This is a genomic window from Arthrobacter sp. zg-Y1116 (assembly GCF_024385485.1).
Classification (GTDB): domain Bacteria; phylum Actinomycetota; class Actinomycetes; order Actinomycetales; family Micrococcaceae; genus Arthrobacter_B.
The window spans coordinates 448,167-468,128 of record NZ_JANFLR010000001.1; the positions used below are offsets into that span (position 1 = coordinate 448,167).

15 protein-coding genes are annotated in these 19,962 nt (G+C 65.6%); all 15 read right to left on the reverse strand.

Features of this window, described 5'->3' with window-relative positions; genetic code table 11:
* Position 1: 1 nt before the first annotated feature.
* Entirely contained in the window at positions 2–376 is a 375-nt protein-coding gene (rpsL, locus tag NNX34_RS02030; protein ID WP_146361060.1) for a 30S ribosomal protein S12, read from the reverse strand.
* A 341-nt stretch (positions 377–717) separates the two neighbouring features.
* Complete coding sequence (locus NNX34_RS02035; protein WP_255764886.1) at positions 718–1,500, reverse strand: IclR family transcriptional regulator C-terminal domain-containing protein; 783 nt, start codon at positions 1,498–1,500, stop codon at positions 718–720.
* A gap of 19 nt (positions 1,501–1,519) precedes the next feature.
* On the reverse strand, positions 1,520–2,185 hold the full coding sequence (locus NNX34_RS02040) for a 3-oxoacid CoA-transferase subunit B (RefSeq protein WP_255764887.1): 666 nt from the start codon (positions 2,183–2,185) through the stop codon (positions 1,520–1,522).
* On the reverse strand, positions 2,182–2,865 hold the full coding sequence (locus NNX34_RS02045) for a 3-oxoacid CoA-transferase subunit A (protein ID WP_255764888.1): 684 nt from the start codon (positions 2,863–2,865) through the stop codon (positions 2,182–2,184). The genes NNX34_RS02040 and NNX34_RS02045 overlap by 4 nt, the downstream gene beginning before the upstream one ends.
* A gap of 32 nt (positions 2,866–2,897) precedes the next feature.
* Positions 2,898–4,097 (reverse strand): thiolase family protein, encoded by a 1,200-nt coding sequence (locus tag NNX34_RS02050; RefSeq protein ID WP_255764889.1) that lies wholly within the window; start codon positions 4,095–4,097, stop codon positions 2,898–2,900.
* A 59-nt stretch (positions 4,098–4,156) separates the two neighbouring features.
* A complete protein-coding gene (pcaC, locus tag NNX34_RS02055; protein ID WP_146361690.1) occupies positions 4,157–4,513 on the reverse strand; it encodes a 4-carboxymuconolactone decarboxylase in 357 nt (118 codons plus the stop codon).
* Positions 4,514–4,565: 52 nt separating this feature from the next.
* Complete coding sequence (locus NNX34_RS02060; protein WP_255764890.1) at positions 4,566–5,378, reverse strand: alpha/beta fold hydrolase; 813 nt, start codon at positions 5,376–5,378, stop codon at positions 4,566–4,568.
* Positions 5,375–6,790 carry a lyase family protein gene (locus tag NNX34_RS02065; RefSeq protein ID WP_255764891.1) on the reverse strand — a complete coding sequence of 472 codons (1,416 nt, stop codon included), beginning with the start codon at positions 6,788–6,790 and terminating at the stop codon, positions 5,375–5,377. The genes NNX34_RS02060 and NNX34_RS02065 overlap by 4 nt, the downstream gene beginning before the upstream one ends.
* 2 nt (positions 6,791–6,792) lie before the next feature.
* Positions 6,793–7,359 carry a protocatechuate 3,4-dioxygenase subunit alpha gene (pcaG, locus tag NNX34_RS02070; protein ID WP_255764892.1) on the reverse strand — a complete coding sequence of 189 codons (567 nt, stop codon included), beginning with the start codon at positions 7,357–7,359 and terminating at the stop codon, positions 6,793–6,795.
* The gene (gene pcaH, locus NNX34_RS02075; RefSeq protein WP_370646920.1) at positions 7,359–8,183 is read right to left on the reverse strand and encodes a protocatechuate 3,4-dioxygenase subunit beta; all 825 of its coding nucleotides are present in this window, start codon (positions 8,181–8,183) and stop codon (positions 7,359–7,361) included. Before pcaH ends, pcaG begins: the two co-directional genes overlap by 1 nt.
* A gap of 115 nt (positions 8,184–8,298) precedes the next feature.
* On the reverse strand, positions 8,299–9,495 hold the full coding sequence (locus NNX34_RS02080) for a 4-hydroxybenzoate 3-monooxygenase (RefSeq protein ID WP_255764893.1): 1,197 nt from the start codon (positions 9,493–9,495) through the stop codon (positions 8,299–8,301).
* Between the two features lie 80 nt (positions 9,496–9,575).
* A complete protein-coding gene (locus tag NNX34_RS02085; protein WP_255764894.1) occupies positions 9,576–10,859 on the reverse strand; it encodes an MFS transporter in 1,284 nt (427 codons plus the stop codon).
* A 162-nt stretch (positions 10,860–11,021) separates the two neighbouring features.
* On the reverse strand, positions 11,022–11,789 hold the full coding sequence (locus NNX34_RS02090) for an IclR family transcriptional regulator (RefSeq protein WP_255764895.1): 768 nt from the start codon (positions 11,787–11,789) through the stop codon (positions 11,022–11,024).
* 133 nt (positions 11,790–11,922) lie between these two features.
* Positions 11,923–15,813 (reverse strand): DNA-directed RNA polymerase subunit beta', encoded by a 3,891-nt coding sequence (locus tag NNX34_RS02095; RefSeq protein ID WP_227918767.1) that lies wholly within the window; start codon positions 15,811–15,813, stop codon positions 11,923–11,925.
* A gap of 192 nt (positions 15,814–16,005) precedes the next feature.
* On the reverse strand, positions 16,006–19,506 hold the full coding sequence (gene rpoB / locus NNX34_RS02100) for a DNA-directed RNA polymerase subunit beta (protein WP_255764896.1): 3,501 nt from the start codon (positions 19,504–19,506) through the stop codon (positions 16,006–16,008).
* Positions 19,507–19,962 lie beyond the last annotated feature (456 nt).

The window sequence follows — 19,962 nt, forward strand, 5'->3', positions numbered from 1 at the left end:
ATTACTTCTTCTCCATCTTCGCGCCGTAGCGGCTGCGAGCCTGCTTGCGGTTCTTGACACCCTGGGTATCGAGGGCACCGCGGACAATCTTGTAGCGGACACCGGGAAGGTCCTTCACACGACCGCCGCGCACCAGCACGATGGAGTGTTCCTGAAGGTTGTGACCCACACCGGGGATGTAAGCGGTTACTTCGATGCCGCCGTTGAGGCGGACACGTGCAACCTTACGCAGAGCCGAGTTCGGCTTCTTCGGGGTGGTGGTGTAAACGCGGGTGCAGACACCACGGCGCATCGGGCTGCCCTTGAGGGCAGGAGCCTTGGTCTTGGAGACCTTGGGTGAGCGGCCCTTGCGGACCAGCTGCTGAATCGTAGGCACTTTCGTGTTCTCCGTTTTTTCTCGAGATAATTCTCTGGTTGCCCCGCCCCGCTGCCGGCTGAAACCAACTAAAGGGGCGGCGCGCTTCAAGTCGTTGCCGCAATGCCCCGAGAAGTTCCGATGTTCTCGCCGAAAGCGACCGTAGGCGTGCAAAAGTGTGGCATTCGTTGCGCAAGGACCCCGCAACCCGGAAACAGGCCCGCCCATTCCTTACGGAATGCATTCCTCCGAGTATCTCACCACGGAGGGCACGCGAGCGGCCTTCATCCACTGCCACACAAACAATTGGTTTTCAGTCTAGCAGACTTAACGAGCCCCGGCGGAAAGTGCGAGCAGCGTCACTAGCTGCGGGCACTCAGGGCCGCGGTAATCGTGGCCGAAGCCTGCTGCAGGTACGGCAGCACGCGTGCGGCTGCCTCTTCCAGAGTAAGCCCCATGGTCGCCTGCATGGACGTGTTCAGGGCGGCGACCACGTTACCCCGCGGGTCCAGGACGGGAACGGCCACGGAACGCAGCCCGAGTTCCAGCTCCTGGTCCACGATGGCCCAGCCCTGTTCCCGTGCCCGGGCCACGAGGGTGCGCAGGCGGGCCGGGTCCGTGACCGTGCGCTCCGTCAGGGGACTCAGGCTGGCTTTGGACAGGTAATCGTCGAACCGGTCCTCCGGCAGCCCCGCCAGCAGGACCCTGCCCATGGAGGTGGCATAGGCCGGGAACCGGGTCCCAACGCTGATGCCTACGGTCATCAGCCGCCGGGTATGGATCCGGGCAATGTAGACGATCTCGTCGCCGTCCAGCACCGAGGCCGACGTCGACTCCGAGATTTCCCTGGACAGGTCCTCCAGTACCGGCTGCGCAAGCTGGGGAAGGGACTGGCCGGAGAGGTAGGAGTAACCCAGCTGCAGGACCAGGGCGGTCAGTTCGAAAGTCCGCCCGTCGGTGCGCACGTAGCCGAGTTCCACGAGGGTAAGCAGGAAGCGGCGGGCGGTGGCCCGGGTCAGTCCGGTCCGGCGGGAAACCTCGCTCAGGGTCATCTGCACGTGGTCGGCGTCGAAGGCCCGGATTACCGTGAGGCCGCGGGCCAGCGACTGTACGAACTGGTCACTGGCCGATGCCGTCTCGCTCACGTGTCCCCTATGTTGTCGGTTACTGCTGGCTGTCGGCCGCGGCGCGGATCAGCGGGATGTCCATCTTTGCCGCCAGTTCCTCGAACGTGGTTCCGAAGGTGTCGCGGACGTGGACGCCGTCCTCCTTCAGCAGGAAGACCGCTTCATTAGTGTAGACGCGGGTGACGCAGCCGACGCCGGTCAGCGGGTAGCTGCATTCCTTCACCAGCTTACTGAGCCCGTCCTTGGTGAACAGCGACATCATGACGTAGACGTCCTTGGCGCCGGTGGCCAGGTCCATGGCGCCGCCCACTGCGGGAATGGCGTCGGGAGCGCCGGTATGCCAGTTGGCCAGGTCCCCGGAGGCGGAGACCTGGAAGGCACCCAGGACACAGACGTCCAGGTGCCCGCCGCGCATGATCGCGAAGGAATCGGCATGGTGGAAGTAGGCGGCGCCCGGCAGTTCGGTCACCGGAATCTTCCCGGCATTGATCAGGTCCGGATCCACCTCGTCCCCGGTGGCCTCGGGCCCCATGCCCAGCATCCCGTTTTCGGTATGCAGGGTGATGTGCTGTTCCGGCTGCAGGTAGTTGGAGACCAGGGTGGGCTGGCCGATGCCCAGGTTCACGAAGGACCCCGGGGCAATATCGGCCGCCACCAGCGCAGCGAGGTCGTTCTTGCCCAGTTTTTCGGTCGGGTTGCTCATGCTGCAGCCGGCGCTTTCTCCCGGTCCACGCGGACCAGGCTGTTGACGTAGATTCCCGGGGTGACCACCACTTCGGGGTCCATTTCTCCTATGTCCACGATCTCGCGGACCTGCACGATTGCGGTCTTCGCGGCGGCGGCCATGATCGGTCCGAAGTTCCGGGCGGTCTTCCGGTAGACCAGGTTCCCTGCCTTATCGGCGCGCAGTGCCTTCACCAGTGCGAAGTCGGCGTGCAGCGGGGTTTCGAAGACGTAGCCGCGGCCGTCGATCATCCGGGTTTCCTTGCCTTCGGCCAGCGGGGTGCCGTAGGCGGTGGGAGTAAAGAACCCTCCGATGCCGGCGCCGGCGGCGCGGATGCGTTCGGCGAGGTTGCCCTGGGGTACCAGTTCCAGTTCAATCTCCCCGGCGCGGTACTTCGCGTCGAAGATCTGCGAGTCGGACTGGCGGGGGAAGGAGCAGATGATTTTCTTCACCCGGCCGGCGCCGATCAGGGCGGCCAGGCCCTGTTCTCCGTTGCCGGCGTTGTTGTTGACCACGGTCAGGTCCCTGGCACCCTGGCGCAGCAGCGCCTCGATGAGCTCCACGGGCTGTCCGGCCTGGCCGAACCCGCCGATCATGACGGTGGCGCCGTCGTGGATGGGCGCAACGGCCTCATCAACGTCCTGCACAATGTTGAGCACGGTTTTTCCTTACGTCTTCGGTAACTGGATTCTCAGTTGGCGTTTTCGAGCACGACGGCGAGGCCCTGGCCCACGCCGATGCAGATCGCGGCCACGCCCCAGCGCTCTCCAGATTCCTGCAGCCGGCGGGCCAGCGTGCCGAGGATGCGGGTGCCGGACGCGCCGAGCGGGTGTCCGATGGCGACGGCGCCGCCCCAGGCGTTGACGATGGCCGGGTCCACATCCCAGGCGTCCAGGCAGGCCAGTGACTGGGCTGCGAAGGCCTCGTTGAGTTCAACGGCACCGACGTCGCTCCAGCTGATGCCGGCACGCTTCAGCGCCGTGTTGGCCGCTTCCACCGGGGCGTAACCGAAGTACTGCGGCTCGTTGGCTGCAGCGCCGCGGCCGGCGATCCGGGCCAGCGGGTCCAGGCCGAGGATGCCGGCAGCGTTTTCGCTGCCCAGCCAGGCCGCGGAGGCGCCGTCGTTCAAGGGGGAAGCGTTGCCGGCGGTGACGGTGCCGCCGGAGACGTCCTCGGACGCAGGCCGGAAAACGGTGCGCAGCGTGGCGAGCTTCTCGACCGTGGAGCCGGCGCGGATGCTTTCATCCCGGTCCAGGTCCACGCCGTCGACGGCGACGGTCAGGTTCGCGTATCTGCCCTCGTCCCACGCCTTGGCGGCGAGGGCGTGGGAGGCTGCGGCGAACTCATCCTGGCGTTCCCGGGTGATGCCGTACTTCTCGCGCAGCTGCTCGGTGGCCTCCCCCAGGGAGACAGTCCATTCCTTCGGCATGGCCGGGTTGACCAGCCGCCAGCCCAGCGTGGTCGAGGCCAGGTTCTGGTCTCCGGCCGGATAGGGCTTCTCGTTCTTGGGCAGCACCCAGGGGGCACGGCTCATGGACTCGACACCGCCAATGAGCATCAGGTCCGCTTCACCGGTGTTGATCTGCCGTGAGGCGATCAGTGCCGCGTCGAGGGACGAGCCGCAGAGGCGGTTGACCGTGGTGCCCGGGATCGAGGTGGGCAGGCCTGCCAGCAGCGTGGCCATCCGGGCGACATTGCGGTTTTCCTCGCCGGCACCGTTGGCGTTGCCGAAGACCACTTCGTCGATCCGCTCGGGGTCAAGGCCGGGCGCCCGGGACACGGAGGCCTTCAGGACCTGGGCGGCCAGGTCGTCCGGGCGGACGCCGGCGAGGGCGCCGCCGAATTTGCCGAAGGGGGTGCGGACTGCGTCGTAGATATAGGCCTGGTTCACCGGTGCTCCTTGAACTGGAAAGCGAAAACTGGAAGTGCTGGAAGGGACGAAGGCCCTGCTCAGGCCGCGGCGTCAATCTCGCGGAAGACGCCCTGGGCCACCTTGAAGGCGGAATTGGCGGAGGGCACGCCGCAGTAGATGGCGGACTGCAGCACGATTTCCTTGATCTCGTCGCGGTCCAGGCCGTTGCGCAGCGCTGCCCGGACATGCATGGCGAACTCCTCCAGGTGGCCGTGGGCTATCAGTGCCGTCAGGGTGATGGCGCTGCGCATGGTGCGCGGCAGGCCCGGACGGGTCCAGATGGTGCCCCAGGCGTACTGGGTGATCAGGTCCTGGAAGTCGGTGGTGAACTCGTCCTTGCCTGCGTTGGCGCGGTCCACGTGCTCGGCACCGAGGACTTCGCGGCGCACCGCCATGCCCTCGTTGTACACGTCCTGCCGGCTCTTGTCGGCGTCTGCGATCACAGCGTTATTTCCCTTCAAGGTACTGGGCGCCGAAGAAGTCCTTCAGCAGTTCTGCGGTTACGGCCGGCTGCTCCACCGGAACCAGGTGCGCGGCGTCGTCGACGACGGCGGCGGTTCCGTTGGCCACCCGGTCGGCAATGAGCTGCGCGAACGACGGCGGGGTGACGACGTCGTCGGCACCGGCTACCGCGAGCACGGGGACAGTGATGTCCGGCAGCCGTCCCCGGACATCGAAGGTCGCCAGTGCGCGGCAGCAGAGGGCGTAGGAGAAGCGGTCCGCGTCCTGCAGCGAGTGGAGCAGGGCGGCAGCGGCGGCGGGTTCCCGGTCCATAAAGCCCGGGGCGAACCAGCGCTGGCCCGAGCCGACCACCTGGGTGGGTGTGCCCTGGACACGCACCGTTTCCGCGCGTTCCTCCCAGGCTCCGGTTTCGCCGATCTTGGCACCGGAGCAGAGGACGGCCACGCCGTCGAACAGCGACCCGTGGTCCAGTCCAAGCTGGAGCCCTACCGCGCCGCCCAGCGACACCCCGGCGTAGAAGACCGGCACATCTGCGGGAATGTCTCCGGCGCTGCGGGCTGCGGTGACCATCGACGCGACGGCGGAGGCCAGGTCCGCGATGCTGAAGGACTCCCCTGCAGCGGGGCTGGCACCGTGGCCTGGCAGGTCCCAGGCGATGACGGTGAAGGTGTCCAGGGCGGCAGCGGCCCGGCTCCACAACGGCATGGACGCAGTGCCCAGCGACGGGCCGGCGATCAGGACGGGGGCCGCGGGGCCGGCGTTGGACAGGCGCGAGGCCTTGATGGCGGGGATGCTCATACAGGGGACTTTCCGGGGTAGGCCGCGGTGATCCGCTCAATGAGGGCGGTGGCCTCCCCTAGGTATTCGGCGGGGTCGAGGATGCTTTTGAGTTCCGTATCGGAAAGGACCTCGGTGGGGACGGCTGCGCGCAGCAGCTCTTCGAAGGGCTCGCCGGAGGACAGCGAGCGGGCCACTGTGTCGGCGATGATTTCCTTACCGCGTCCGGGCACGCCGTCGTCGAGCAGCGGGGCGGCCACGGCCATGATTTTCTCGCTGACCACAAGCGGCCCGGCGGATTCCAGGTTGCGGGCCAGCGCGTCCGTGGAGACCTGCAGGCCTTCGGCCAGTTCGGCCAGCTTGGCGGCTGCTCCCCCGGCGAGGCGCAGCAGGGAGCGCAGGGCCTGCCATTCCACGTGCCAGGAGCCGCTGGGCCGCTCATCGTCCGCGGCCGCGGCAGCGGCGTTCAGCTGCAGGCCGTAGCCGGGTGCCGCCAGGGCCGCACTGCGGATCAGGACGGACAGGACGGGGTTCTGCTTCTGCGGCATGGCGGAGGATCCCCCGCGTCCGGCGGCCCGGGGTTCGGAGACCTCTCCGATTTCCGGCCGGCTGAGCAGCAGTACGTCGTTGGCAACCTTTCCGGCCGCGGCGGTGAAGTCCTGCAGTGCAGCGCCGAGGGCGGTCACCGGCAGCCGGTTGGTCTGCCACGGGGCCAGGGGCTCGGCCAGGCCGAGGCCGCGGGCCAGGCGGGCAGTGAGGTCGAAGGCGGTGGTGCGCTCCGCCCCGGGGGCAGCAGAGCCGGCCGCCAGGGAAACTGCGGCAAGGGTTCCGGAGGCGCCGCCCCACTGCAGCTGGAGGTTGCCGGCGGCGGTACGCAGCCCCTGCGCGGCGCTGCCCACCCCGTGCAGCCACTGGGCGGCGCGCAGGCCGAAGGTGGACGGCAGCGAGTGCTGGGTAAGGGTCCGTGCAACGCACAGGGTCGCCGCGTGGCGCCGGGCGGTGGCTCCCAGGGCAGCGGCGGCACGGTCGGCATCCGTGATGATGGTTTCCAGGGCGCGGCGGGCCAGCAGCATCAGGGCGGTGTCCATGATGTCCTGGCTGGTGGCGCCGCGGTGGATGGCGGCCGCGGCCTTCGGCGAAGATTCCCGTGCCTGGGTCCGGAGGTCGGCCAGCAGCGGAATCACGGGATTGCCGCCGCCCTGCGCCCGCTCGGCCAGGGACGCGGCGTCGTACCGGGAGGCATCGCTGACGGCGGCCACCGCGGCCGGAGCTTCCGGATCGGCCAGGCCGGCGGAGGCCAGCACGCGCACCCATTCGAGCTCCACGTCCAGGAGGGCCTGGAGCAGCTGCCGGTCCCCGGTCAGTTCCGCGACCCGGGTGCCCGCCCAGGCCGGGGAGAGCAGTCCGTAGTCCGCACTGTCCGCTGCACCCACGGTTACGCCCCGGGGTAGGTGAGGAAGACGGTTTCGTCTTCGCCCTGCAGGCAGATGTTCCAGCGGAGTCCGCCGTCCGCTTCGCGGGTGGCGATCAGGGTGCGCCGGCGTTCCTCGGGCAGCGAGGACAGCAGGGCGTCGCGGGCCAGGGCCTCTTCGTCGTCCGGCAGGTACATCCGGGTGTGCAGCTTGTTGAGCAGGCCGCGGGCAAAGATGACGACGGAGATGAAGGGGGCCGATCCCTCTTCCGTGGGGCCCGGGTTGACCGTGGTGAAGGTGTAATTGCCGGCATTGTCGACGGCGGTGCGGCCCCAGCCGGTGAAGGTGTAGCCGTCACGGACCAGGGATCCGGTCCGCTGGGGGATATTGCCGTCGGCGTCGGCCTGCCAGATTTCCAGCAGGGCGTCCGGAATGGTTTCTCCGGCGCCGTCGGTCACGGTGCCCTGGAGCCGGACGCTGCCGGGCATCCCCGGAGGCAGCAGCTGGTTGTCCTTCTCGAAGGGGAGGGCGTAGCCGTAGAACGGGCCGATGGTCTGGCCGGGCGTGGCGGTTAGCTTCTGCTCGTTCATTACTCTGCGTCCTCGTCTTCCATCCAGGTGCGGTTGCTGCCGGTGAGCACGATGTCCCAGTTGTAGCCGGTGGCCCACTCATGCGAGGTGATGTTGTGGTCGTACGTGGCCACGAGGCGGTCGCGGGCCTTGGTGTCCGTAATCGACTGGTAGATCGGATCCAGCGCGAAAAGCGGATCCCCGGGGAAGTACATCTGGGTGATCATGCGCTGGGTGAAGTCGGTGCCGAAGAGCGAGAAGTGGATGTGCGCCGGGCGCCAGGCGTTGTAATGGTTCTTCCACGGGTACGGACCGGGCTTGATGGTGGTGAACTCGTAGGAACCGTCGTCGGTGGTGATGCAGCGGCCGACGCCGGTGAAGTTCGGGTCCAGCGGTGCCGGGTGCTGGTCGCGCTTGTGGATGTAGCGGCCGGCGGAGTTGGCCTGCCAGATTTCCACCAGCTGGTTGCGGACGGGGTGCCCGTCGCCGTCGAGGATGCGTCCGCGGACGATGATCCGCTCCCCCATCGGTTCGCCGTTGTGCTGGATGGTCAGGTCGCTCTCGAGCGCGTGGACGTCCTGGTGCCCGAATGCCGGGGACCACAGCTCGATGGTTTCGGGGTCCACATGGTGCGGATCCTTGGTGGGGTGGCGCAGGAGGGAACTACGGTAGGGCGAGAAATCGATGCGGGGCTGGGTCTCCTCGGCGGCGCCGTCGTCCACCCCCTTGGAGTACTCGGCGTGGACCGCGGCGATTTCAGCGGAGATCTGGTCCTGCGAGGCCTCGGCCGCGTCCAGCTTCTCGATGACATGGCTGTTCGAGAAAAGGTTCTCTTCCATTTCCATGGGTTTTCCTTTCAATGAAGCGCACCCTCGCGCTCCGGCTTTCCAAGCATCCACGTGGTCGAGACCACGTTACACCGCCTGTTCGATGGATGTACAGATGTTCGTTATGCGAACGCTAGTCGTGCGGCCAGCCCGTGTAGGCCTCGGCCAGGTAGGCGCTGCCGTGCCGGGAGGAGACGACGCCGCTGAGCTCTCCCAGCGCACGCTTGCGCTCGAAGGGGCTGGCGTCCACCCGGGTGTGCAGCATCGACGTCATCCAATAGGAGAAGTTCTGCGCGCGCCAGACCCGCTGCAGTGCCTTGTCGCTGTAGCCGTCCAGCAGGTCCGTGGACTTGGTGGCGTAGAACGAGTCAATGGCCTCGAACAGTACTTTCACGTCCGCCAGGGCGAGGTTGAGGCCCTTGGCGCCGGTGGGCGGAACCGTGTGCCCGGCGTCGCCCGCCAGGAACAGGTTGCCGTAGCGCAGGGGTTCGCACACATAGCTGCGGAACTTCAGGACGGTCTTTTCGAAGATGGGGCCCCGGGTCAGCTCGAAGCCGTCCGGGCCGTCCACCCGTGCCTGGAGTTCGTTCCAGATGCGGTCCTCGCTCCACGCGTCCGCATCCTCGTTCGGATCACACTGGAAGTACATCCGCTGGACGGAGTCGTTGCGCTGGCTGATCAGGGCAAAGCCGCGGTCGGAATTGGCGTAGATCAGTTCCGGGGCGCTGGGAGCAGCCTTGGTGAGGATGCCGAACCAGGCGAAGGGGTATTCGATGAAGTTATCCGTGCGCGCTTCCTGGGGGATGGAGCGCTTGCAGATGCCCCCGGAACCGTCGGAGCCCACCAGGATTTCACAGTGGACTTCAAAGTCCCGGCCGTCGCTGTCGGTGAACAGGATCTTAGGGGTGCTCGTCGTCAGGTCCGTGACGGATGTTCCGCTGACTCCGTATCGGACATCGCCGTGGTCCCGTTCCCGGGCGGCGGCCAGGTCCGTGAAGACCTCATTCTGCGGGTACAGCCACACGGACTCCCCCACCAGGTCTTCAAAATCGATCCGGTGGCTCTCGCCGCCGAAGCGCAGGTCGATTCCCTCGTGGCGGTACCCCTCCGTAAGCACCCGGTTGCTTACCCCGGAATCGGTCAGCATGCGGACACTTCCGTGCTCCAGGATGCCGGCCCGGTGGGTGGTGCGGATGGTCTCGCGGTCCCGCTTCTCCACAACGATGTTGTCGATGCCGGACTTCGACAGCAGGTGCGAAAGCATCAGTCCGGCGGGGCCGCCGCCCACAATGCCGACCTGCGTCTTGAGGATAGTGCGCTCTGCGCCCATCTATTACTCCCTTGAAAACTTTGTAGCGGACACTACCTCCCAGTGTGACTGCCGGCACACGGGGAGCAGCAAAGTGATTCTCATTGAATGGGAATTCGGCCGGCATCCGGCGCCGCGGGGAGCTCCGAAGCCAGCAGCGCACCCCGCCGGGGCACTCCTATCCGCAGCAGGAACACGCACTGGCCCAGCGCCACGGCCACGGCCAGCCAGAGGGTCGGCACAGCACCGATCCAGCCCAGCAGCACCGCTCCGAGGACACCGCCCAGCACAACGGAGCCCTGGGTGAGGGTTCGGCGGGTGGACGACACGCGGGCCAGCAGCTCATCCGGGATCAGTGCAGTGGTCAGGGCCGAGCTGTTCACCATCATCAGGCCAAGAGCCAGGCCGAAAAGGGTGAACGACACCCCGATGCTCAGCACTGCGAGATGCGGCCAGAGTGCGGTGAGCGGGACGAGCGCGAAGTTCAGCGGCATCATCAGCGCTGCCAGCAGCATTGCCCGGAGCGGGCCGATGGCCTTTCCGATACGCGGGGCCAGCACCGCGCCGACGATGCCGCCAACGGCGCTGACGGACCAGATGGCACCGAAGAGCACCGGGTCCATTGCCAGATCGTGAAGGATGAACCAGGACTCGGCAGCCTGGTAGAGACCGGCAGCAAAGTTGTTGGTGGTGGTAGTCATGATCAGTGCCAGCAGAACGCGGTGGCCGGCGATGAACCTGACCCCCGTCGCGACGGCTTCCCGGATGCCCGGCCGGTCCGTCTTCGGCGGGGCCGGGTGGTCCGGGGGCAGCCGGGCCAGTCCCGCGGCGGCGACCAGCTGTGTGGCTGCGCTTACGGCAAGCACTGCCGGCGCCGGGAGAAGCCGCACCAGGATCCCTCCGGCCGCCGGACCGGCCAGGGACACCACCTGCTCGGAGGCCATCAGCGAAGACGCAGCATCGGCGATCCGGTGCCGTCCCACCAGCCGCGGCAACACCGAGGTATGGGCGGCCATAAAGAACACGTCGGCAATCCCGACCACCAGGATGACGAGCAGCAGCTGCCATGCCTCCAGCCAGCCCAGGAAGAACGAGGCAACGGCCCAGGCATAGGCTCCCGCACGGACCCAGGTCATGGCGAGCATGGTCCGCCGCTGCCCCCACCGGTCAACAGCCACCCCCGCCACCAGCCCGAAAAGCAGCGGCCCGGCACTGCTCAGGGGTGCGGCCAGCCCGGCCTCGAACGGCGTAGCGCCGAGCACGGAGATCATTCCCACCGACACGGCAAACACGGCGACATCACGACCGGCGTGCACCGCAGTGGTGGCCAGCCACAGGCCACGGAAAGCAGGCAGCGACCAGACGCCCGCCCCTGATTTTGCCACTCTGTCCCCCGTTGTGCCGCGCCGTTTGGTGCCGGCACGGAATTGCCGGAGAAGGTCCCGGCAGGATGTGCTGCCGGCCCGGCACTACTATTACCCGGGAGTCCGCCGCCGGCCGGCAGCGCCACGCGGCACGGCCGGATCCGGCCACGGCTTGCCGGTGGGTCAGCGCTGGTAGTGCGGCCCGGCGGCGTCCGCCCGGACGCCCAGGCCGCGGGAGATTCCGCGGGCAGCAGTCATCAGCGCCGGGATGGTCGAAGAGATGTGTTCGCTGCCGGTGGGCACCACCACTCCGATGGCAGCCACGGCCGTGCCGCCCGGGCCGAAGACGGGCACGGCTATTCCGGTGGTGTCCGGAACGACGGCGCCGGGCAGGCTTGCGCTGCCCTCAAGGCGCATCTTTGCCCAGGACGAACGCAGCCGCTTTTCTTCGGAGGCAGCCGGGTTCTGCTGCGCCAGGTACTCCTCCTGTACGTGCCGCGGCGAGTGGGCCATCATCACCATCCCCGATGAGGACACGTGGACAGGGAGCCGCCCGGCGACCTTCGCGTGGTTCAGCACCGATCCGTGGCTGGAAAGGCGTTCGATGAACAGAACCTCATCCGAGCGCAGCACGGACAGCTGGGTGTGCTGCCGGACCACAGCCTGGATGTCTTCCATAAACGGCATGGCAATCTGCTTGAGGCCGAGCGCGGCGGAGCTGCGGTTGGCCAGTTCCCACAGGCGAAGGCCCAGGCGGACGCCGCCGTCGGCTTCCCGCTGCAGGAAGCCGTGCCCCATCAGCTCGTTCACGATCCGGTGCGCGGTGGACAGCGGCAGCCCGGCACGGCGGGCCAGCATGGCGATGGGCATGGCCTGGTGGGTTTCGTCGAAGGCACTGATCACCCGCACGATCCGGCTGGTCATTGACTCGCCGCTCGGGGAATTGGCCATGTCTAAGTTTCGCACAGCAGTTATCTGCCACAGCAGCTATCCGGCACGCCCGTTAAACGCGGCAGGTCCCGCACCCTGGGGTGCGGGACCTGCCGTTGACGCTGCGCGCTACACGCGGCGCCTGTTGCCTTGGTTAGCGGAAGTCGCTGCCCATGTCGTAGTCATCCAGCGGGATGGCGTGGAACTCAGGGCTCAGGCCGCCGTCAACGCCGGCGTAGTCGAAGTCGCTGAAGGCGCTCGGGCCGGTGAAGAGATTGGCCTTTGCTTCTTCGGTCGGCTCGACAGTGACCTCGGTGTAACGGGGCAGGCCCGTTCCGGCCGGGATCAACTTACCGATGATGACGTTCTCCTTGAGGCCGAGCAGCGGATCGCTCTTGCCTTCCATGGCAGCCTGCGTCAGGACGCGGGTTGTCTCCTGGAAGGAAGCTGCGGACAGCCAGGACTCGGTGGCCAGGGAGGCCTTGGTGATACCCATGAGTTCCGGACGGCCCGAAGCAGGCTTCTTGCCTTCCGAAACGACGCGGCGGTTCTCGCTTTCGAAGCGGCGGCGTTCAGTCAGCTCACCCGGGAGCAGATCGGAATCGCCGGACTCGATCACGGTGACGCGGCGCAGCATCTGGCGGACAATAACCTCGACGTGCTTGTCGTGGATGCCCACACCCTGGCTGCGGTATACGCGCTGGACTTCGTCCACCAGGAATTCCTGTGCCTTGCGCGGGCCGAGGATACGGAGGATCTGCTTGGGATCCACCGCACCGAAGACCAGCTGCTGGCCAACCTCTACGTGGTCGCCGTCGGCAACCAGGAGGCGGGCACGGCGCAGGACCGGGTAGGCGATTTCCTCGGAGCCGTCGTCGGGAGTGACAACCAGACGCATCTGGCGGTCGGTCTCTTCCAGCGTGACCCGGCCCGCGGTCTCGGAGATCGGAGCAACACCCTTAGGCGTACGTGCTTCGAAGAGCTCCTGGATACGGGGCAGACCCTGGGTGATGTCCTCAGCGGAAGCAACACCACCGGTGTGGAAGGTACGCATGGTCAGCTGGGTACCCGGCTCACCAATGGACTGTGCGGCAATGATGCCCACGGCCTCGCCGATGTCCACGGTCTTACCCGTGGCCAGGGAGCGGCCGTAGCAAAGCGCACAGGTACCGACGGCGGACTCACAGGTGAGTACGGAGCGGACCTTGATGTCGGTGACGCCGGCTTCGAACAGCTTGGCGATGAGGACGTCGCCCACATCGTCGCCGCCCTTGGCCAGGACGTTGCCCTGTGCATCGGTGACGTCGGTGGCCAGCGTACGGGCGTACGCCGAGTTCTCGACCTCTTCGTGCAGCTGCAGTTCGCCGTTGGAGTCCGGAACCGCGATGGTTACGTTCAGGCCGCGCTCGGTGCCGCAGTCTTCCTCGCGGACGATGACGTCCTGGGAAACGTCCACCAGACGACGGGTCAGGTAACCCGAGTTGGCGGTACGCAGAGCGGTATCGGCGAGACCCTTACGGGCACCGTGGGTGGCGATGAAGTATTCCAGCACCGACAGGCCCTCGCGGTAGGAGGACTTGATCGGGCGCGGGATGATCTCGCCCTTAGGGTTGGCCACCAGGCCACGGATACCGGCAATCTGGCGGACCTGCAGCCAGTTACCACGGGCACCGGAGGACACCATGCGGTTGATGTTGTTGAACTCGGGCATGTTCGCCCGCATTGCAGCAGCAACCTCGTTGGTGGCCTTGTTCCAGATGTCGATCAGTTCCTGGCGGCGCTCGTCTTCAGCGATCAGGCCCTTGCCGTACTGGCTTTCAACCTTGGCAGCCTGCGCTTCGTAGCCTTCCATAATGGCGGGCTTGTCGATCGGAGCCGCGATATCGGAGATGGCAACGGTAACGCCCGAGCGGGTGGCCCAGTAGAAACCGGCGTCCTTCAGGTTGTCCAGCGTTGCAGCCGTGACGACCTTCGGGTACCGCTCAGCCAGATCGTTGACGATCGCGGAGAGCTGGCCCTTATCGGCAACTTCCTTCACCCACGGGTAGTCCGCGGGCAGCGTCTGGTTGAAGATGACCTGGCCGAGGGAGGTTTCGATGAGGGCCGGAGTGCCCTCTTCCCAACCTTCCGGTGCCGGCTGGCCTGCGCTGGGGACGAAGCCGTCCACGCGCATCTTCACCAGTGCGTTCAGGTGCAGCTCGCCCATGTCGAAGGCCATGATGGCTTCGGCCATGGAACCGAACACGCGGCCTTCACCGGCAGCACCGTTCCGCTTGGTGGTGAGGTGGTGCAGGCCGATGATCATATCCTGCGAGGGCAGGGTGACCGGGCGGCCGTCGGACGGCTTCAGGATGTTGTTCGAGGACAGCATCAGGATGCGTGCTTCAGCCTGGGCTTCGGGGCTCAGCGGCAGGTGGACTGCCATCTGGTCGCCGTCGAAGTCAGCGTTGAAGGCGCCGCAGACCAGCGGGTGCAGCTGAAGGGCCTTACCTTCAACGAGCTGCGGCTCGAAGGCCTGGATGCCGAGGCGGTGCAGGGTGGGTGCACGGTTGAGCAGCACCGGGTGTTCGGTGATGATCTCTTCCAGTACGTCCCAGACCTGCGGACGGAAACGCTCGACCATGCGCTTGGCGCTCTTGATGTTCTGGGCGTGGTTGAGGTCAACCAGGCGCTTCATCACGAACGGCTTGAAGAGCTCCAGTGCCATCTGCTTCGGCAGGCCGCACTGGTGCAGCTTCAGCTGCGGGCCAACGACGATAACGGAACGGCCGGAGTAGTCAACGCGCTTACCCAGCAGGTTCTGGCGGAAGCGGCCCTGCTTGCCCTTGAGCATGTCGGAGAGCGACTTCAGCGGACGGTTGCCCGGTCCGGTGACCGGACGGCCGCGGCGGCCGTTGTCGAACAGGGAGTCAACAGCTTCCTGGAGCATCCGCTTTTCGTTGTTCACGATGATCTCGGGGGCACCGAGATCCAGCAGGCGCTTCAGGCGGTTGTTGCGGTTGATCACGCGGCGGTACAGGTCGTTAAGGTCCGACGTCGCGAAACGGCCGCCGTCGAGCTGGACCATCGGGCGCAGTTCCGGCGGGATAACCGGAACGGCATCCAGGACCATGCCCAGCGGGCTGTTCGTGGTGGTCAGGAACGCGTTGACAACCTTCAGGCGCTTCAGGGCACGCGTCTTGCGCTGGCCCTTGCCGTTCTGGATGATGTCGCGCAGATTCTCGGACTCGGCCTGCATGTCGAAGTCTTCAAGACGCTTCTTGATGGCTTCGGCACCCATGGAGCCTTCGAAGTACAGACCGTAGCGGTCACGCAGTTCGCGGTAGAGGCCTTCATCGCCCTCCAGGTCCCCGACCTTGAGGTTCTTGAACCGGTCCCAGACCTGCTCGAGGCGCTCGATGTTGTTGTCGGCGTCGCGGCGGACCTTGGCCATCTGGCGGTCGGCGGAGTCGCGTGCCTTCTTCTTGTCGGCAGCCTTGGCGCCTTCGCCCTCGAGGCGGGCAAGCTCGCCTTCCAGGTCCTTGGCGATCGCGGCAATGTCGGAGTCGCGCTGGTCGACGAGGTGCTTGCGCTCCACGTCGTGCTCGGCCTGCAGGTTCGGCAGTTCCGCGTGGCGGTTCTCTTCGTCCACCGAGGTGATCATGTAGGCAGCGAAGTAGATGACCTTCTCAAGGTCCTTCGGTGCCAGGTCCAGCAGGTAGCCCAGGCGGGACGGAACACCCTTGAAGTACCAGATGTGGGTGACCGGAGCGGCGAGCTCAATGTGGCCCATGCGTTCGCGGCGCACCTTGGCACGGGTGACCTCGACGCCGCAGCGCTCACAGATGATGCCCTTGAAGCGGACGCGCTTGTACTTACCGCAGTAGCATTCCCAGTCGCGGGAAGGACCGAAGATCTTTTCGCAGAAAAGACCGTCCTTCTCCGGCTTCAGGGTTCGGTAGTTGATGGTTTCCGGCTTCTTGACTTCGCCGTATGACCAGCCGCGGATTTCATCCGCGGTGGCAAGGCCGATTCGCATGAGGCCGAACGTGGAATCGTTGGACATGGGTCCCTGTTCTCTCTTGTTCTCTAAATCTGAATGTCTCGGGTGCGGAAAAGATTGAAGGTGACCATCAGGGCCGGCGCCTGCCGGTCCGGGTTAGGCGGCTTTAATATTCCGCTGCGAGCTCTGCGAGCCGCGGAATTTCGTTGCCGCCGTTCCGGACCGTCCTGGCGCCGGCCAGGACGGATCTACCAGCTAAACCTCTTCGACGGAGCTGGGCTCTGCACGGGACAGATCGATACCCAGTTCCTCCGCGGCCCGGAAGACTTCTTCATCCGAGTCACGCATTTCAATCGTGTTGCCTTCGGTGGAGAGGACTTCCACATTCAGGCAGAGCGACTGCATTTCCTTGATCAGGACCTTGAACGATTCCGGAACACCGGGCTCCGGGATGTTCTCACCCTTGACGATGGCTTCGTAGACCTTCACGCGGCCATGGATGTCATCGGACTTGATCGTGAGCAGTTCCTGCAGCGTGTAGGCGGCGCCGTACGCTTCCAGGGCCCAGACTTCCATTTCACCGAAGCGCTGTCCGCCGAACTGTGCCTTACCACCCAGCGGCTGCTGCGTGATCATGGAGTACGGACCGGTGGAGCGTGCGTGGATCTTGTCGTCCACCAGGTGGTGCAGCTTCAGGATGTACATGTAGCCGACCGAGATCGGGTCCGGGAACGGCTGGCCGGAGCGGCCGTCGTACATCCGGGCCTTGCCCGATGCACCGATCAGGCGGTTGCCGTCACGGGTCACGTTGGTGGAGTCGAGCAGGTTGATGATCTCGTCCTCGCTGGCACCGTCGAACACCGGGGTGGCGACAGTGGTGGGGCCGGTTTCGCGCGGCAGGTTCGGCAGGTCCTTGACCCAGTCCGGCTCGCCTTCGATCTTCCAGCCCTGCTTGGCAGCCCAGCCCAGGTGGATTTCCAGGACCTGTCCGACGTTCATTCGGCCCGGAACACCCAGCGGGTTCAGGATGATGTCGACGGGGGTTCCGTCTTCCATGAACGGCATGTCTTCGATCGGGAGGATCTTGGAGATGACGCCCTTGTTGCCGTGGCGGCCGGCCAGCTTGTCACCGTCGGTGATCTTGCGCTTGTGGGCCACGTAGACGCGGACCAGCTGGTTGACGCCCGGGGGCAGCTCGTCGTCGTTGTCACGGTCGAAGATGCGGACGCCGATGACGGTGCCGGACTCGCCGTGGGGCACCTTCAGGGACGTGTCGCGGACTTCGCGGCTCTTCTCGCCGAAGATGGCGCGCAGCAGGCGCTCCTCCGGGGTCAGTTCCGTTTCGCCCTTCGGGGTGACGCGGCCAACCAGGATGTCGCCGGCCTCAACCTCGGCACCGATGTGGATGATGCCGCGCTCGTCGAGCTGCGAGAGCACCTCTTCGGAGACGTTGGGGATGTCGCGGGTGATTTCCTCGGCACCAAGCTTGGTGTCGCGGGCGTCAACCTCGTGCTCCTCAATGTGGATTGAGGTCAGGACATCGTCGGAGACCATGCGCTGGGACAGGATGATGGCATCTTCGTAGTTGTGGCCTTCCCATGACATGAATGCCACGAGCAGGTTCTTACCAAGGGCCAGTTCACCCTGGTCCGTTGCGGGACCGTCGGCGATGATGCTGTTGACCTCAACGCGGGCGCCTTCGGAGACCAGCACGCGCTGGTTGTAGGCGTTGCCCTGGTTGGAGCGCTCGAACTTCATGATCGGGTAGCTGGTCTCGGTGCCGTCGTCGTTCATGACGGTGACGAGGTCAGCGGAAACCTCGGTGACAACACCGGGCTTCTTGGCGGTCACGGAGTCGCCGGCGTCAACGGCGGTGTACTTCTCCATGCCGGTGCCCACGACGGGACGCTCGGAACGGAGCAGCGGCACAGCCTGGCGCTGCATGTTCGCACCCATGAGGGCGCGGTTGGCATCGTCATGCTCGAGGAACGGAATCAGGGCCGTAGCCACCGACACCATCTGGCGCGGGGAGACGTCCATGTACTCGACCTCGTTGGGCTCAACGAGGACGGGCTCGCCGGAGCCGCCGCGGGCACGGACGAGGACGAGGTCCTCGGCGAAGTGCTGGTCGGCGCGCAGCGGAGCGTTTGCCTGGGCAATGGTGCGCTCAACTTCGTCATCGGCGGTCAGGTAGTCGACCTTGTCGGTGACTACGCCTTCCTCGACCTTGCGGTACGGGGTTTCGATGAAGCCGAAGGCGTTGATGCGGCCGTAGGAAGCCAGCGAACCGATCAGGCCGATGTTCGGACCTTCAGGGGTTTCGATGGGGCACATACGTCCGTAGTGGGACGGGTGCACATCTCGGACTTCCATGCCTGCGCGGTCACGGGACAGACCGCCCGGGCCCAGCGCGGACAGGCGGCGCTTGTGTGTCAGGCCGGCCAGCGGGTTGTTCTGGTCCATGAACTGCGAGAGCTGGGAGGTTCCGAAGAACTCCTTGATCGCAGCAACAACGGGACGGATGTTGATCAGGGTCTGCGGCGTGATGGCCTCGACGTCCTGGGTGGTCATCCGTTCGCGTACTACGCGCTCCATACGGGACAGGCCCGTGCGGATCTGGTTTTCGATCAGTTCGCCGACGGCGCGGATGCGGCGGTTGCCGAAGTGGTCGATGTCGTCGACCTCAACGCGGATGTCGACGTCCTCGCCGTTGCGCTTGCCCGGAACCGTCTTCTCGCCGGCGTGCAGTGCAACGAGGAACTTGATCATGGCGACGATGTCGTCATTGTTCAGAACCGAAGCATCGGAATCCGTCAGCGGCTTGTCGATGCCCAGCTTGCGGTTGATCTTGTAGCGGCCAACCTTGGCCAGATCGTAGCGCTTCGGGTTGAAGTACAGGTTGTCCAGCAGGGTCTGGGCAGCCTCGACCGTGGGCGGCTCGCCCGGACGGAGCTTGCGGTAGATGTCCAGCAGGGCATCTTCGCGGGTTTCCGTGGGGTCCTTTTCCAGGGTGGCCCGGATGGAGTCGTACTCGCCGAAGGTCTCGAGGATCTGGCCTTCGGTCCAGCCGAGTGCCTTCAGCAGCACGGTGACGGACTGCTTGCGCTTGCGGTCCAGGCGGACGCCCACCTGGTCACGCTTGTCGATCTCAAGTTCAAACCACGCACCGCGGGAAGGAATGATCTTCGCGGTGTAGATGTCCTTGTCGCTGGTCTTGTCCGCGGTGCGCTCGAAGTATGCGCCCGGGGAACGGACCAGCTGGGAAACAACAACACGCTCGGTGCCGTTGATGACGAACGTTCCCTTGTCGGTCATGAGGGGGAAGTCGCCCATGAACACGGTCTGCTGCTTGATTTCACCCGTGTTGTTGTTCATGAATTCGGCTTTAACGTACAACGGGGCCGAGTACGTAGCGTCCCGGTCCTTGCACTCCGCCATGGTGTACTTCGGGTCGGCAAACTCCGGCTCCGAGAAGCTCAGGGACATGGTGCCCTGGAAGTCTTCAATCGGGGAGATTTCCTCGAAGATGTCAGCCAGGCCGGAAGTGGTGGCAATACCCTGTTCGCCGGTCTCCCGCGCCTTTTCAACGCGCGCCTTCCAGCGCTCGTTGCCGACGAGCCAGTCAAAGCTGTCCGTCTGCAGGGCAAGAAGATTGGGAACGTCAAGCGGTTCGTGAATCTTTGCGAATGAAATCCGGGAAGCTGCGTTCTCCGGATTAGTAGCGGTTTCGTTATTAGAGGTGCTCGAGGCGACCAAGAGGGATCCTTCCACAGACCTTCAGGCGTGTTTCACGCCTCCTCCCCTGCACGATGCGGACCGAGTCCGTGTGCGTCCCATTGTCCGGCATGGGGCCTATCCACAGGTTGCGGATACTGCCCGGCACGGAACGAAGCCCACCGCTATATGAAGGCTGAAGGTTAACAGGAGGAAGCAAATATCCACTATAGGGCATTATGGGCAGACAAGTCTAGCCGGTATCTGACCCCTGCTTCGCTCAACCCCTCCGAAAGGATGTTCCGGGGATCGAATTCCGGGCTGTCTAATCCCGGAATCGAGGGGGAGCTACAGGCTGCACCGGCGCACCGTTCACGCATCGGATACAGATACCTTACCGCACAACGGCGGTTTTATGCGTGCCCGCATGGTGTGCAGTGCCGCGGACCCCTGTGACGGCGCTCTCCCCCCTGCGCGCCGGGGTGGCGTAGCCTTATC

Bases quoted from the DNA above. Each gene is read 5' to 3' on its own strand.
- NNX34_RS02060 (WP_255764890.1), bottom strand. From the start codon at position 5,378: ATGAGCATCCCCGCCATCAAGGCCTCGCGCCTGTCCAACGCCGGCCCC.
- pcaG (WP_255764892.1), bottom strand. From the start codon at position 7,359: ATGAACGAGCAGAAGCTAACCGCCACGCCCGGCCAGACCATCGGCCCG.
- NNX34_RS02090 (WP_255764895.1), bottom strand. From the start codon at position 11,789: ATGGCCAATTCCCCGAGCGGCGAGTCAATGACCAGCCGGATCGTGCGG.
- NNX34_RS02040 (WP_255764887.1), bottom strand. From the start codon at position 2,185: ATGAGCAACCCGACCGAAAAACTGGGCAAGAACGACCTCGCTGCGCTG.
- pcaC (WP_146361690.1), bottom strand. From the start codon at position 4,513: ATGGCGGTGCGCCGCGAAGTCCTCGGTGCCGAGCACGTGGACCGCGCC.
- pcaH (WP_370646920.1), bottom strand. From the start codon at position 8,183: ATGGAAATGGAAGAGAACCTTTTCTCGAACAGCCATGTCATCGAGAAG.
- NNX34_RS02095 (WP_227918767.1), bottom strand. From the start codon at position 15,813: ATGTCCAACGATTCCACGTTCGGCCTCATGCGAATCGGCCTTGCCACC.
- NNX34_RS02080 (WP_255764893.1), bottom strand. From the start codon at position 9,495: ATGGGCGCAGAGCGCACTATCCTCAAGACGCAGGTCGGCATTGTGGGC.